Raw genomic sequence first — 14,733 nt, 5'->3', positions numbered from 1 at the left:
GTGCCGGGGGGCTCGGTGATGAATAGGGGCGATGCCGCGCCCGCCTAAAGGGCGCACAGGAGTGTCCGCCTCACGCCAGGCGGGGCATGCATACCCGTTTGCTCTCCGTGCCGTTGGCCTCGTCTTTGGGCGGTGGTCCCCGTCCGGCCGCCCCTCGGGGCAGGCGGGGGCTTGGTTTGGCGGCCCAGGACCGGCCGGGCCTGCACCCGGCGCGACCGCCCTGCGGGGCGCGTACGGGCGGCAATATGCTACACTGCCGTGGCACCGTATGAGGCGGCTTGGAACCGTTCCGTCCCCGCACGGTATACATATTGCGGGCCATGGCGGCGGGCGGCTGTCCTTCACAGGCACTTTTTGCAGGAGAGCGGAATGATGAAAAAACCATTTCGGGCGCTGGCCGTTGCTGTGGTCGCCGCGATGATCGTGGCGGTTGCGGCCCTTCCCCCCGCAAAGACACAGGCCGGCCCCGCCGCGGACCAGGCCCCCCCGACGGACCCGTTCGCCGCAGTCCTTGACGCGTTGGTCCCCCGGGACAAGGCCCTGACGGAGGTCTCCCCCGTTTCCCCCATGGCGGAGGGCGTCTTCACGTTGAAAACCCCTGTGGACAGCGTCGCTTCGGCGCTGCCGGTTCCGTTCCGTGCGTCCACTGCCGGGATTCCCCTTAACGACCACCTGTTCCATGTGGCCTATCCCCTCTCCGGCGGGTCTCCCTACCGTTTTGATGAGACCAGCACGCCCTACTGGGAGGGCGCGCTTGAGCGGGTCGCCGGGGTGCTCCTCGACGACGACGGCCTTCCGGTGTACGAGGATCCCGACGGGGCGGGGCCCCGCCAGCCCCAGGGTGTCTCCTTCCTCCTTCCGCCGGACTACTGCGCCTTTCTTGACTTGCGGGGTTTTGTGAACACAGCCGCCGAGGGGGTGACGAATTGGGCGCTGGACACGCTCGCCGTGTCCCGGAGTGTCTACGGACTGGCTGAGACAGCGGGCGGCGTGAACGTGTTCTACGACCTGAAGAACACCCTGGAAACGCAGCTCTTCTTCACCGTGTCCGTGCAGGGCGGAACGGTGGACGCGGATGACAACGCCCTCCCGGATGATCTCTATGACGCGGTCGGCCCGGGGGAACTGTGGCATTCCGGCAGCGAAACCGGCATGCAGGACACAGAGGGGTTCGCCCTGCTGCGGGATGCGGCCGTGGTCCGTTTGGACCTCACGGACCCCGACACCGCAGGCAGCACCTTCCTGGTGGCGCCGCGTCCGGACCTTCTGGTGGAGCTGCCCACCGCGGCGCGGCTGGCTGCCGCGGATGTGGTGGAGGAGGGGGAGGAGGTGCTTGCGGTGGTGGCGGCTTGTGATGATCCCGCCGGCCTGCTGGATGAGGCCGGGGGCGACGCCGGCGCCGACGCCCGCATCGCCTGGGCGGAGGCGCAGCTCGCCGTGCTGGGCGGCGCGCCGCTTTCCTTCCCGGCGGTCGGCATCACCCTTCTGGCCCGGTCCGGCGCGGAGATCCGCGTGCTCGACGACATCTCGCCCCTGGCTGTGACCGTAACCTGGCTCGCCGGGGAGTATCCGGAGGAGTTGGACCTGGACGCGTTGCGCATCGGCGAACTTTCTGTTTCGCTCGCGAACGGGCGTTTTCAGGACGTGGCGGAGTCGGATCCCGCCATGGCGCCCGGCACGCCCACCGTGGACGGTGCCACGGGCGCCCTGCGGGCTGACCTGAGCCGCTTCTCGGTGTTTGTGCCCGTCGAGGCGCCGCGCTATGTGTTGACTGTTTCCCCCGCCTCCGGCGGGCGCGTGTCGGCGCTTCCCGAGGCCCCGGAGGGGGGCCATGTCCACGGCACGGAGGTCACGCTGGCCGCCACGGCCGACACAGGGTTTCAGTTTGCCGGATGGACCGGCGACCTGGACGGCGTGCAGGACAACCCCGCCACGCTCCTGATGGATGGCGACAAGACGGTGGGGGCGCTCTTCGAAGACGTGCGCACGCTGGACATCGTCTCCATCACCCCGTCCGAAGCCTGGCTGTTCGGTGGAGTGACCGCCCGGATTGAGGGCGTCAAGTTCACCCCCACCACCACCTTCAGCATCGGAGGCCAGGCGGTGCGCGCGGTGAACCTTTCCCCCGACGGCACCTCGGTCGAAGTGCTGGTGCCGCCGTCCGCCGACCGTTCGGCCAACGCGGCGGTGACTGCGGCGGTCACGGCGCGGGACGGGGCGGTTTCCGCGCCGACGCCGGTGTCCTTCCTGTACAGGCGCCATGTGACCGACGCGTCGGGGCGCAATCTCACCGCCTTCATCCTCTCGGACCCGGCGGCGGAGAACACGGTGAAACTGACGGCGGGCGGCGGCAGCCTCGAGAAGGTGGTGCTCACGCTGCCCCCCCTTGCGGCGCCGAAAGCCCCCCTCTACGGGCTCGGCCTGACCCGAAAGATTGCGGCCGCCGCCAAAGCGGCCGACCCCTCTATTCCGGCGGGGCAGCTGGCCTCGGCCCTCATCGGCGGGGTTGCCGCGGGCGTGGCGGTCGGGGGGTCCCATGACTTCAGCGTCCATCTCTACGCCGACCCGGACGCCTCGGCCACCATACCCCCGCCCGGCGCGGGCGGCAATTACTACACCGAGGTCACCGGCAGCCTGCTGCGGTTCCCCCGCGCCACCGACGCAGCAGGGGTCCCCGCCGGAACATCGCTCCGTGCGGCCCTGTCCCTTGCCGACACCGGCATCACCTACGCCGACGTGCGGTCCGGGCTGGCCCTCTGGGGGATTTCCAGCACCCTGAACTACGTCACCGGCGCCGAGACCAGCGCCCAGCCCCTCGACGTTGCTTTTCAGTCACAGCTGCTTGCGGCGGAGGTGACTCCTGCGCTCAGCCCGGCCACGGCGGACACGCAGGCCCCCGAAAGCGCCGCGGCGCGGCTCTACGGCGGCAACGCCTTCAGTCTGCGCAGGGGCGCGGCACTGCCCGCGGAGGCCGCCGCCGCCGTCTCCCTGGTCCGTGTGGACGGCGCGTCCGCCGTCACGGGAAAGGGCTCCCGGAAAGGGGGAAACGTCCTGACCCTGCATTCGCCGCAGGGCGGGCTGGGCTATGTGGACCGCGTGGAGCTGCGCGACAGCGGGGCCGACGAAGACGGCGCGGGCGGCACCGCCGACGCCTCCCTGTTCATCGGGGAGCCCGGCGACCGCGAGCACTATTTCGAGTTCCGGACGCCCAAGAGCAAGAAGACGGGCATCGTGGATGTGGTGGTGTACCTCAAGTCCAATCCCACCGTGCCGGCCGCGGTGGTCCCCCGGGCCTTTGAGTACCGCGCCACCACCGTGGACGCCACCTTCGCGGTCCTGGCCCTTCTGGGGATGGCCGTGGCGGTGGTCGGCATCTCGGCGGGCACCGACGCGGGCGGCTGGGGCCTGGGCGGCCCCTGCTTCATCGCCACGGCGGCCTACGGCACCCCCATGGCGGCCCAGGTGGACACCCTGCGCACGGTGCGTGACGTGTACCTGCTTGACAACCCCGTGGGCACCGCTTTCGTGGACCTCTACTACCACACGAGTCCCGCAGTGGCGGACATGGTGGCGGCGCACCCCGCCCTGGCGGCGTGTGTGCGGCTGGCGCTGGCCCCCGTGATTGTCGCGGGACGGCTGCTGCTGGCGTTCCACGTCCCCTCCGCCGCGGTGCTGGGGGCGGTCCTGCTGGCGCTGGCGGTGCTGTGGCGCCGCAGGCGCGCGGGGGTCCGTTCGCGGGCGGCGCGTTCCTGACCTCCGGTCTATAAGAAGAAAGTGGACGGGGTGGACGCTGTGGACTTGGTGGACCCGGCCAACCAGTGCGGGGCTTCGGGGCCTACCGCCACCACTGGATGGCTAGGGGGGCCGTGCCTGAGCGCTCCAGGTCCAGGGAGAACCCGAAGGGGCCCGGGACCTTGGCGCACTTCACCAGCAGGGTGTTCTTGCCCTGGCGCACCCGCACCTCCACCGTCTCGGTGTCCGTCTCTCCGCCGGGAACCTGCCGGTCCGTTTCGAAGACCAGCTCCCCGTTGAGCCACACCTTCATGGCGTTCCGGATGCCCAGCACCATGCGCGCGCCCTGGCGGCGCTCGCCAACGAACTCCGCGAAGGCGTAGCCGACGGCCCGGTCGTCCTTGGGGGACCGGGAGAAGACCGGCGAGAACGCGGTCTGGAAATCCACCAGATGGCCCGCAGTGGCGGAGGAGTGCCACCGCGCCCAGCGGACGGCCCGGTACCAGCCGGGGTAGACAGCGTCGAAGTCCTGCGCCGTTTCGGGGGGATAGGCGGTGTGAAGGCCCGCGTTCCGGTTCCAGTTGGGGAATTCGCCGATGACCATCCAGCGCCGCAGCGTGTTCAGGCGCTCCCGGCGCATCCACTCCACCAGCCGCTGCTCCGGGGGAAGCGGCTGCTGCGGCGGCACGGACCGCCGCGTGAAATGGGCGATCAGGTTCGAGAAGAGGCGGTCCGCCGCCGGGTCCGCCCCCAGATGCTCCAGCACCCGGAGATGGGTGAAAACCAGGCGCCCCGCGCCGTAGCGCCGCACGAGGATGCCGGTGCCCCACCACGCGTCCCCGGCGGGCCGGGTGTTGAAGCTGCCGCAGATGTCCTCCTCCCCGGCCTCGGCGAAGGTCTTCTGGGGGACAAGGTTCCGGTAGGGCTGGCGCAGGAGCCCGCGCGAGGGGAGCTTGTCAAAGGCGGGGTGCACCTTGGCGTAATGGACGGCGGGGAAGGCCCCCCCCGTGGCGTCCCCGGGCGTGGCCGTCAGGTCCGCGCCGCCGGGAATTTGGGCGGCCAGGTCGTTCCAGTCGTCCGGCGGGCCAAAGAAGACGGCCACGGCGCCGCCGCGCACCTGCGCGAGCACCTGGGCCAGGTCGTTGTCCGGGTAGGCCCGGATCGTGTTCGCCAGCGGGGGGACGATGTGGACGGGGGCCAGCAGGTTGCCCTCGGCGGCCAGTCCGGAAAAGCGGCCGGTCCACTCGTCGTGCGGGTCGAGCAGGTGGATGGTCTGTTCGCGCGGCGGGGCGGGTTCCACGACGTAGAGGTCCGCGTCCGCCGACGCGGCGATCTGGCCGTTGCGCAGCAGGCGCACGGTGAACCGGTGCGGGCCGGGGGAGCCCGACGCCGAGATGGCCCCCTCCCAGAGGTCGCGCCCGTGCTTCGGGATTTTCGGCAGGGTGCGCCGCTTCTTCCAGAGCATCTGCCCGGTCGGACCGGTGAGCTGGAGCGAAAGCTCCCCGGGACCCTCGACGCGGTCCTCGTTCGCCAGCAGCACCGTCACCGGCACCTCCTGGCGGGGGGACAGGTTGGTCTCGGGAATCTGGATGATCGGGCGGAGCGGCTGCTGCGCCTCCGCCAGCGCGCGCAGCGCCGGCTTCTCCCGCCGCCAGCGGTCCGCGATGCCCGCGCAGAATCCGTCACCCCCGTCGGCAAGCCGCTCAAAGCAGTAGCCCGCGACCTTCGGGTTGGCGCGCAGGGCGTCCAGCTGCAGCCGCGCCGCATCGCACTGAAGCTCCTGCATCGCCCGGGCGAGGCCGGAGAAATCCCCGAAAAGATGGTCCAGCCCGCGCTCGTTGAACCCCGGGGTGACGGCCTCCAGCACTTCGGTGAGGAGGCGGGCGTCGTGAAAGTACCCGGGGTGCTCCCCATACTGGCGGAGCGTGTCGGGAAGGTCCTCGCACCCGCCAAAGCCGAACTCTGACACGAAAACCGGCAGGGCCGGGTCGCCGATGTGGCGAAAATAGTTCTCAATGTCCAGGTCCACGGGGCCGCGCTGGGAAATGCGGGGGGCGTCCACCTCCTGAAAGTCCCCCGACCGGGGCCGCAGTATCCGCGCCGCGCCCGCTCCCGACAGGATCAGGCGCGTCGGGTCCAGCTCCCGTGCCAGCAGGCACAGGTCGTCCCCGTCCTCCGCGCCGCTGGAAACGCCCCAGACGACGACCGACGGGTGGTTGCGGTCGCGCAGGACCGTTCCGCGCACCGTCTCCGCGCCCAGGGGGATGTCCTCGCAAATAAGGATGCCCATCTCGTCCGCCATCTCCAGCAGCACCGTCGGCGCGGGCCATTGGCGCAGGCGCAGCAGGTTGAACCCCGCCTCCTTCGCCAGGTGGATGTCCCGGCGGGCGCGTTCCCGGCCCTCCGGCCCCGCGGGCAGCCGCAGGGAGTCAGGCTGATGCAGCACGGCCTTGACATGGACCGGGCGGTTGTTCAGGAAGAAGCGGTTTTCCTTCACCGTGAAGTCGCGCATGCCGAAGCGCACGGTTTTCGCATGGACCGGGCCGTCCGGCCCCAGCAGCTCCGCGCGCAGGCGGTGCAGCCGCGGATGCTCCGGCGACCAGGGTTTGAAATCCGGGAAGTCCAGCCGCATCGTGCCGGGCCTGCCCACGGCGGCGCCGGGCGTGCCCTCGATGGACAGCCGCACCTCCATGCCGGGCTCCGCCACGGCCTCCGTCAGCACATGGACACACCCGCGCTGCGGGTCCGGCAGGACGAACACATCGGAGAGACACGCATGCGCGGTGCCCTCCAGCGCCACCCCGCCCCAGAGCCCCCCGGCGCGCCCCGCGCCCGCCGCAACCCGCACCGCCACCCGGTTTTCCCCGGGGAGGACCTGGCCCGTGACGTCCAAGAAGAAGGGGGAGAAAGCGCATTCATGGTCCCCCGCGTGCGCGCTGTTCACCCACACCCCCGCCGCGGCGTCCACCGCCTCAAAACGCAGGGAGACACGCCGCCCCGTCCAGGTGTCGTCAAGGGAAAAGGACGTGAAATACCACGCAACCCCGCCGTAATCCGGCAGCCACCGGTCCCACACCGACGGGACCTCCGCCTCCATCGCGCCGTCCGGCGGCCCTTCCTGAAACCACCGGTCCCGGACGCCCCGGTCATCGGGGTCCGCGGCCAGCATCCATTTGCCGTTAAGCGACAGCGCGATATTCAACTTGTTCATGGGGGAGGGGTTCCCTGGTTGGGCGGGGCCGGCTCCGGCCCCCAAATGCACCGGACAAGAGTGTAATATGCCCCCGGTTCACGATGCAAGAAACGGGGACGCGGAGGCAGGGGCCGGGGGGCGGGCGCGGCCTGTCTGCGCCCCTTTCTTTGTCTTCCCCACCGGTGTTCATCCCCGTTCATCGGTGGTTCCTTCTCCGGAATAGCAACCACCGATGAACGGGGATGAACACCGATAGGGGAGAGGGCGGTTGAATCTTGGCCGCAGGATCGCGTCCTCCGGCGAAACCCTGTGTCGCGGTGGGGGAGTCTGCTACACTGAAAACAGGATCCGCAGCCTCAGTCCCGGAAGGCTCGGGATGGGGCGAGGCCGGTCCCGCCACAGGAGGGAGGCACATGACAAGGCTTCTGGCGATCGTTGGAGTGTGCGTTGCCTGGGGCCTTGCCGTCGTGGCGCAGCCCGTTGTTTCCGATCCCGGAGGGGCGGTGGGGCGCATTGAAGGCACGATCACCCTGGAGGGCCGTCCTTTTGCCGGGGGCAAGATGGGTCTTAACGGGTTTGGAAGGGGATTGTTCGAGCGTGAGGTGGTCACGGACGCCGACGGACGCTTCCTGTTTTCGGACCTTCCCCCGGGCAAGTACCGGCTGGGCCGTGTGCTGCGTCCGCCGCGCCGCGGCGTGGAATGCGGAAAGGTCGGCCCCGTCACGGCTCCGATGGCATTCGTTGAGCTTCGGGAAGGGGAGACCGCCACGGTCACCTTGGGAGGCGGTGCTGTGGTCAGGGGCCGCATCGTGGTTCCTGAGTGTTGTCCTCCGGCCTGGCATGCCGCGGAGTTCGACCTTGATTCCATCGGCGGCGGAGCTCAGCGGGGGTGTTATCTGGTTCCTTTCGAAAAGGACCGAACATTCCGAATACCCGACGTGCTTCCCGGAGAATATTCCGCCCATATTGACCTTTACGTCGGCACCTCAGACTCGAGGTATGGCGCGGGACAGATGTTGTTCAAGGTTTCTGTTCCGGAGGGGGCGTCTGGGGAGACGATTGATTTGGGGGACATCCTGCCCCATCGGGCGACATTCTCCAGGAAGTTTTCCGCAGGCGGTTTTTCCTTTTCAACGCTGGAAGGGGGTGTCTTCCGGCTCTCCCGGCACAGGGGACAATGGGTGGTGCTGCATTTCTGGTCCGCGTCGTGCCCGGCGTCCTTTGGGGAGATGTGCGCCCTCAAGGAGTGGATCACCGGCGCTCCGGAGGGCGGGACGCCTCAAGTCATCTCGGTAAACCTGGGGGATACGGCGGAGGAGATCAGCGCCTTCATGGGGGGGGAGGACTTTCCGTGGCCCGTGGTCCTGGCGGAGAAACCGGACTCCCAGTTTGCGAAAAATCTCTACCACATAAACACGCTTCCCTCCACCACGGTGGTTCGTCCTGATGGAAACATTCAGACACGGAACCTAAGGGGGGCCGGGCTGGTGGATGACTGCCGGGCGGCGATCGCCGAGGGGGATGCGGAGAGCGCCCCGTGGGAGAGCGGCCACACGCCGCCGGGGGAGATCATCTCGCTGCCCATGGACACCTCCATTGGCCTGCTGGAAGCCTGGACACCCGGCCGAAATGCCCTTGACTGGGGACTGCCGTATCGCGAGCCCAGCAGGTTGGGCGTGGCGAAAGGGGAGATTGAAATCCCCCCGGATATCGAACTGGTGCTTCAGCCGGCCCTTCATCCGGTTTATGACCCGGAAGACCCCGGCGTCCGGCGGCTCTTTTCCAGAATAGACAGACTGGAGCACCGCGTGGGAAGCAGCGGCGATCCTGACAGCTGGTCGGCGGAGACGGTGGCCATGGCACAACGAATGCCGAATCTGAGGGCGGTGCACACCGCATTCCTCCGGCAGACCCTGGCGCAGGGGCTCAGCGGCCTGAAGACACTGCGAGAGCTGTATGTTGACTGGCGCGTGTCCGAAGAGGAACTGTCCCTTTGCTCCTGGCCGCCCTCGCTGGAATTCGTTTCCCTCAACTCTCCTCCGAACAACCTTGCTTCCCTGCCCGGCATTCCCGGATTGAAGGAGGTGGAGATTGTCATGAGCGACCGCAGGTATCAAGAGGGGAAGGTGGAGATGCTGGCCCCCTTTCTGGACCGCCCGGACATAACCCTCCGCATCATGTTTCTCCGCGAAAGCTTCACGCGCGACGATGTCGAATATCTCGCGCGGTTTCCCCAGATCGTCTCTTTGGCATTCTCCTTTGCCAGCTTCAATGCCAGCCCCTCTGCAGACTTGGACAGGCTTATTCCGTTGCTGGCCCGCCTCCAGCGCATGCGCCGCCTTTCCTTCGGTTATGGCCGGCTTTCAAATGCGGGAATTGAGGCGCTGGCCAAGTTTCCACAACTGGAGATTCTCAGGATACACAATCTCAGGCCTGTCACGGACGAGGAGTTGAAACTGCTTGCCACGCTTCCAAAGCTGAAGTTCCTGTCCGTGCGCGCCGGGAAACTGACAGACAGCGCCGTGCCCCTCTTTTTTGCCATGCCCGCCCTGGAGAAGCTGTACTTTCTCGAAAGTCCGGCCATCAGCCCGGAAGGGCTCGCGCGCTTGCGGGAGAAAGTGGTGCTTGTTGACAGCCAATTCTAGCGGGTCGGAAACGAAAGGAGTGACGCTTCGAAATAACGGTTTGGCCTGTCGGGGTCCGATCCGCCCCCATCGGTGTTCATCCCCGTTCATCGGTGGTTCCTTTTCCGGAATAGCAACCACCGATGAACAGAAATGAGCACCGATAAGAAGAGGCTATTCCCGTGGGGCGTTGATTTTCGCCTCGGCCGTTGTTTAGTCTCATGGGCGTGGTTCCGTAGTGCGGGGCAAGGTTGTCACGTCCCGCAGCGGCGAAAGGAACTGGATACGGCCATGAGGCGAGAAGAGACATTGGAATTGCTTTCCCGCAGCAAGCCCGCGCTTGCGGCCCGTTTTGGTGTCATCCGGCTGGCCCTGTTCGGCTCCACGGTGCGGGATTCGGCGGGTCCCGGGAGTGATGTGGATGTTCTGGTGGCCTTTGACGGCCCCGCCACGTCCGGCCGGTATTTCGGGGTCCAGTTCTATCTCGAGGATCTGCTGGGGTGTTCGGTGGACCTGGTCACAGAGAAGGCCCTCCGGTCTGAGTTGCGCCCCCACATCGAACGGGAGATGGTTTCCGTTTGAACTCTCTGCGCGGCAGCCGTGCCTGAGCCTTGGAATGGCCTCATGCTATCGGTGTTCATCCCTGTTCATCGGTGGTTCCCATTTCGGAGAGGCAACCACCGATGAACAGGGATGAACACCGATGAGAGAAGGCTTTTTCCGTGGGGGGCGCTTGATGGGTGTCAAGGCGGGGGTCAGTCGTGGCCGCCGGCCTTTCTGGCCTTCAGGATGAGTTCGGCGCGGCAGATGGCGTCCTCGTCGAGGAGTTCGCAGCCGCGCTCTTTGAGGGCCTCGCGGAGGCGCTCGCGGGTGTAGCGGGTGACGTGCTCGTGGGCGTAGGCGCCGGGGGCGGCCTTCCCGTAGAACCACTCGATGAGGGGCCACTGCCATCCGCCGTAGTCGGGGGTGCCGAGGACGAGGATGCCGCCGGGCCGCAGCACGCGCAGGAGCTCGTCAATGTGGCGTCCGCCCTCGTCGGGGATGTGCTCGATGATTTCGGAGGAGATGACGCCGTCGAGGGAGGCACCGGCGAAGGGCAGGCGCATGCCGTCGCCCTGGACCAGGGGGCCGTGGACGCGTCGCATGAAGCGGAGCTTGTCGCGGCGGAGGTCCACGCCTATGGCGTGGGGGAGGTCGGCGAGGATGCGGCTGCTGCCGCAGCCGATGTCGGCGACGCGGCCCTCTTTTGGCGCGAAGCGCAGGATGATTTCGTGGCGTTTGCGCTGCCAGTAGCGCTGGAACCAGATGCGGCTGTCGTGGGCGCGCCAGTCGTAGTCGGGGAAGTCAATGCTGTTGCGGAGCCGCCACATGCGGCGGAAGAGGCGCAGGTACTCCAGGCCGAAGGCGAACACGCGGGCGTGGGACTGCCCCTGCACGCGCGGCTCGTAGTGGAAGGGGATCTCGGCCGCGCTTCCGCCGCCCGCGAGGATTTTGAGCAGGATCTCCATGAGCACGGCGAAGTTCGCGTGCTCCACCGCCATGCCGCGCAGGACGGCCCTGCGGTAGATGCGGAAGCCGCTGGAGAGGTCCCGGGCGGGCAGGGAGAGTCCCCTCCCGAAGAAGGCGTTGATCACGCGGCTGAGGAAGAGGCGGAACGCGGGCTGGTCCGCGCCGCCGCCGGGGACATAGCGCGACGCGATGACCAGGTCGGCGGTGTCGCGGGCGGCCCAGAGGTCCGAGATGAACCGCGCGGGGTGGGAGAGGTCCGCGTCCATGGTGAGCACATGGAGGCCCCCGGCCTCGTGAAAGCCGCGCATGATGGCCGCGCCGTAGCCTTTGGTTTCCTCGCGGACATACCGGACGCCCTCCGCGCGCGCGACTTCGGGTGTGTCGTCGGCGGAGTCGCCGTCCACCACGAGGATTTCCCAGGACACGCCGAGACTGTCGAGCGCGCGGCGCAGGTCCGGCAGGAGGACGCGCAGGTTTTCGGCCTCGTTGAGGCAGGGGAGGACCACGCTCAGGTCCAGCGTTTCGGGGGCGAGCGAGACGATCATGTCCTGTGCGGCTTTCCTGGTGTCCGGCGGGGTCAGGTTGTGCCGGTCCCCAGATTCTGGCATAATGGCGCACTCAGCGCAACTCCGGCGCGCGCGGGGCGTTTTCCGGCCTTTTACAGGGAGAGACGGATGCAATTTGTACACCTCCACTGGATAGACTTCACCATCATCGCCGTGTACATGGTGGGCTGCTTCGTCATCGGCCTGTACACCACCAAGTACATTGACAACGCCGGGGACTTCTTCCTCGCGGGGAAGGCGCTTCCCTTCTGGGCCATCGGCTTCTCCATCGTGGTGAGCGACATCGGGGCGACGGACTTCGTGGGGGTGGCGGGCAACGCGTACACCTACGGCATTTCGGCGGCCAATTTCGACTGGCTGGGCTCCATGCCCGCGATGGTCTTCGCCGCGTTCATCTTCGTGCCCTATTTCTGGCGCTCCGGCGTGTTCACAATCCCGGAGTTCCTGGGGCGGCGCTACAACGCGGGCGTGCAGCTCATCAACGCGGGCATCTGGATCATGGTCATGCTGATCTCGCTGGTCATGATGCTGTGGACCACGGCGGACGACTTGGTGCGGACTGTGCTGGGCTACGACCCGATGGTGACCGTGTGGGCCATGGCCCTCATCACGGGCTTCTACACCTTCTCCGGCGGCCTGTCGGCGGTGGTGATGACCGACGTGGTGCAGCTGGTGGTCATGTATGTGGGCGGCCTGTCGCTGCTGGCCCTGAGCCTGTGGGAGGTCGGCGGCTGGGGCAGCCTGCGCGAGGGCGTCGCGGCCATGGGCGACCAGTTCGCCAACCACTTCACCATCCTGCTTCCCAACGACCACTCGGCCTTCCCCTGGTCCGGCATCGTGTTCGGGCTGGGCGTGGTGATGGCCGTCGCCTACATGAGCGGAAACCAGGCCATCGTCCACCGCACGCTCGGCGCGCGGACCGAGTGGGACGCCAAGGCCGGCATGCTGCTGGGCGGCTTCCTGAAGTCCTTCATCCCCCTGATGGTGGCGCTGCCGGGGCTGTGCGCCCTGATTTACCTGCCCAACGTGATCAAGGCCGACCCGTCGGTGGTGCCCGCCGAGATGGTGGAGCACATTGAGACGGCGGCGGGCGTGATGCCCATGCTGAAGGAGCAGGACAAGGTGGTGCCGACGATGATGCGGCTCATGCTGCCGCCGGGCCTTCAGGGCCTGATGTTCGCGGGGCTCTTCGCGGCGCTCATGTCCAGCATCTCGGGCACCCTGAGCTCCGCGTCCACCATCTTTGTGACGGACATCTTCAACCGGTCCAAGGTGCTGCTGGGCGGCAAGCCGCTCAACGAGCGGCAGGCGCTCAACTGGGGCCGCGGCTTCACCGCGTTCCTCATCATCGCGAGCGCGGTGCTCGCCCCGCAGTTCGCCCGCGTGGGCGGCCTCTACAACTTCATCCAGACCATCCTGTCGCTGTTCCAGGGGCCGACCCTGGCCATCCTGCTGCTCGGCATCCTGTGGAAGCGGGCAAACCGCTGGGGGGCGCTCACGGGCCTCATCACCGGCGTGTTCTTCTGCTTCATTCTCTGGTGCGTTCCGGGGCTCTTCCCCTCGGAGGACCCCTTCCTGTACGTCGCCATGTTCTCCTTCGTTTTTGCCATGGTGGTCACGGTGGTGGTCAGCCTGCTGACGCCTCCGGAGCCTGAGGACAAGATACGCGGGCTGGTGTGGGGTTCCGTCCTGAAGGACACGGAAACCCAGGCCGCGCTGGAAGAAAGGGTGTCGCAATGACCACACTGGACGTGACAGCGGTCCTCTCATCGGTGGCGGCCCAGGCCAAGGGCGACACATCGGTGCTGACGGAGGCGGCGGAGAAGGGCGGATTCTTAGGGACAGTGGTCGCCGTGTCCAACGCCATCGTGGAGGGCTGGCTGGCCTTTCTGGACTGGTTCGGGGGCGTTTTCGAGCCCGTGGTCAAGCCGGTGTTCCTGCCGGTCAACCGGTTTCTCGCCACGGTTTACCAGCCGTGGGCGCAGATTTTCGCCCTGGCGCTGTTTGTCGGCACCATGGTGTGGGTGTGCTTCCTCATCAAGCCGGAGATGCTCAACAGCGGCCGCGAGAACAAGGCCCTCTGGACCGATCTCCGGCTGTGGACCATCGCCTCCATGCTGCCCCACCTGTTCGTGTACATTTACTTCATGTGAAACCGTCCTGACCGCGCATGGCGCGCCCCGCGGACGCCTTCGGGAGTTTTCGAGACATGAGCGACGAAAAACACGGTGACATGCACCGGATTGACAGCACCAAGAACACGGGCGACAACCTCAAGCGCCGGGACGCGGAGCTGTACGTCCTGCTGGGGGCATTCCTGGTGCTCCTCGGCCTGCCGGTCATCTTCGGCACCTGGTATGCCGTCCACGGGGGACTCATGCGCGCGGCGCTGGTGAACATGATCGCGGGGCTGAGCCTAGTCGGCATGGGGGCGGGCTCCATCTTCTACGGGCTGGCCATCCAGAAGGGGCTGCTGAAACGCCCGTGACCGGCTTCCACCTACCGCCGCGGTATTTCCGGGAAGACGCCGTCCGCCATTTCACCCGGCCCCGGTGGTACCGTCTGTTCGGCCTGCTGGGCCGCGCCAAGCCCCCCGCGGCCTCGCCCGTTCCCGGCACCAGAACCCTTCCCCGCCTCGAATGCCTGTGGATGCCCTGCTGGATGGTGGAGTTTGTCACCGAACTGCGCGGGGAAACCGGCATGGTGGGGGTGTGCGTGGACGCGTGGACCGGGTTTCTCGTTCTCAGCGAGCGCAAGGAGGCCCTGCGGGCGGAGGCCCCCCCGGGCGACAGCTTTCCCCCCCTGATTATGGAGGAGCAGGCGGAGGAGCTTGCCCGCAAGGGGCTTTTCCAGATGATCATGCGCCGGCGCGGCCAGCTGGCGAAGCCGCACATCCGCGAAACGTCGCAGGTGCTTCTCTTCCATGCGCCGTACTGGGTCTACTACCACCGGGCTTCCGGCGGCCGGGTGGGCGTCAAACTGATGGACGCCTACACGGGGAACCCCTGCGGGGGCCAGGTCAGGCAGTCGGTGCTGAACGCGCTGGTGGACCGCCGCCGGCGGTTGCAGGAAGGCGCCGGTCCGGGCGGGTAGGGGGGTAGGGGAAAGG

At 67.5% G+C, this 14,733-nt stretch carries 9 protein-coding genes; 7 read left to right on the top strand and 2 right to left on the bottom strand.

Annotated elements, in window-relative coordinates:
• Positions 1–369 precede the first annotated feature (369 nt).
• Positions 370–3,753, top strand: a complete 3,384-nt coding sequence (locus GXY15_02945) for a hypothetical protein (protein ID NLV40170.1) — start codon at positions 370–372, stop codon at positions 3,751–3,753.
• An 82-nt stretch (positions 3,754–3,835) separates the two neighbouring features.
• On the opposite strand, the gene GXY15_02940 is transcribed toward GXY15_02945, so the two are convergent.
• Positions 3,836–6,943 (bottom strand): hypothetical protein, encoded by a 3,108-nt coding sequence (locus GXY15_02940; protein ID NLV40169.1) that lies wholly within the window; start codon positions 6,941–6,943, stop codon positions 3,836–3,838.
• 542 nt (positions 6,944–7,485) lie between these two features.
• Here GXY15_02940 and GXY15_02935 point away from each other — a divergent pair.
• Both GXY15_02935 and GXY15_02930 read left to right on the top strand, forming a co-directional pair.
• On the top strand, positions 7,486–9,570 hold the full coding sequence (locus tag GXY15_02935; GenBank protein NLV40168.1) for a redoxin domain-containing protein: 2,085 nt from the start codon (positions 7,486–7,488) through the stop codon (positions 9,568–9,570).
• A gap of 270 nt (positions 9,571–9,840) precedes the next feature.
• Complete coding sequence (locus tag GXY15_02930) at positions 9,841–10,131, top strand: nucleotidyltransferase family protein (protein ID NLV40167.1); 291 nt, start codon at positions 9,841–9,843, stop codon at positions 10,129–10,131.
• A 173-nt stretch (positions 10,132–10,304) separates the two neighbouring features.
• On the opposite strand, the gene GXY15_02925 is transcribed toward GXY15_02930, so the two are convergent.
• Positions 10,305–11,603, bottom strand: a complete 1,299-nt coding sequence (locus GXY15_02925) for a glycosyltransferase (protein ID NLV40166.1) — start codon at positions 11,601–11,603, stop codon at positions 10,305–10,307.
• A 129-nt stretch (positions 11,604–11,732) separates the two neighbouring features.
• Between GXY15_02925 and GXY15_02920 the strand changes: the two genes are divergently transcribed.
• Genes GXY15_02920 through GXY15_02905 form a run of 4 tightly spaced genes read left to right on the top strand, consistent with a single transcriptional unit; the run spans position 11,733 to position 14,717 of the window.
• A complete protein-coding gene (locus tag GXY15_02920) occupies positions 11,733–13,364 on the top strand; it encodes a sodium/solute symporter (protein NLV40165.1) in 1,632 nt (543 codons plus the stop codon).
• On the top strand, positions 13,361–13,777 hold the full coding sequence (locus GXY15_02915; GenBank protein ID NLV40164.1) for a hypothetical protein: 417 nt from the start codon (positions 13,361–13,363) through the stop codon (positions 13,775–13,777). The genes GXY15_02920 and GXY15_02915 overlap by 4 nt, the downstream gene beginning before the upstream one ends.
• A 56-nt stretch (positions 13,778–13,833) precedes the next feature.
• Positions 13,834–14,112, top strand: coding sequence for a hypothetical protein (locus tag GXY15_02910; GenBank protein NLV40163.1), 279 nt, complete (start codon positions 13,834–13,836; stop codon positions 14,110–14,112).
• A complete protein-coding gene (locus GXY15_02905) occupies positions 14,109–14,717 on the top strand; it encodes a hypothetical protein (protein ID NLV40162.1) in 609 nt (202 codons plus the stop codon). The genes GXY15_02910 and GXY15_02905 overlap by 4 nt, the downstream gene beginning before the upstream one ends.
• The last annotated feature ends 16 nt before the right edge of the window (positions 14,718–14,733 follow it).

It is taken from the genome of Candidatus Hydrogenedentota bacterium, assembly GCA_012730045.1.
Taxonomy (GTDB): Bacteria; Hydrogenedentota; Hydrogenedentia; order Hydrogenedentales; family CAITNO01; genus JAAYBR01.
Note: the sequence above shows the minus strand (reverse complement) of the source record. Positions and strands in the feature narration are given on the sequence as shown.

Coding starts and splice junctions, on each gene's coding strand:
- GXY15_02945 (NLV40170.1), top strand. CDS start 370: ATGATGAAAAAACCATTTCGGGCGCTGGCCGTTGCTGTGGTCGCCGCG.
- GXY15_02940 (NLV40169.1), bottom strand. CDS start 6,943: ATGAACAAGTTGAATATCGCGCTGTCGCTTAACGGCAAATGGATGCTG.
- GXY15_02935 (NLV40168.1), top strand. CDS start 7,486: ATGGGTCTTAACGGGTTTGGAAGGGGATTGTTCGAGCGTGAGGTGGTC.
- GXY15_02930 (NLV40167.1), top strand. CDS start 9,841: ATGAGGCGAGAAGAGACATTGGAATTGCTTTCCCGCAGCAAGCCCGCG.
- GXY15_02925 (NLV40166.1), bottom strand. CDS start 11,603: ATGATCGTCTCGCTCGCCCCCGAAACGCTGGACCTGAGCGTGGTCCTC.
- GXY15_02920 (NLV40165.1), top strand. CDS start 11,733: ATGCAATTTGTACACCTCCACTGGATAGACTTCACCATCATCGCCGTG.
- GXY15_02915 (NLV40164.1), top strand. CDS start 13,361: ATGACCACACTGGACGTGACAGCGGTCCTCTCATCGGTGGCGGCCCAG.
- GXY15_02910 (NLV40163.1), top strand. CDS start 13,834: ATGAGCGACGAAAAACACGGTGACATGCACCGGATTGACAGCACCAAG.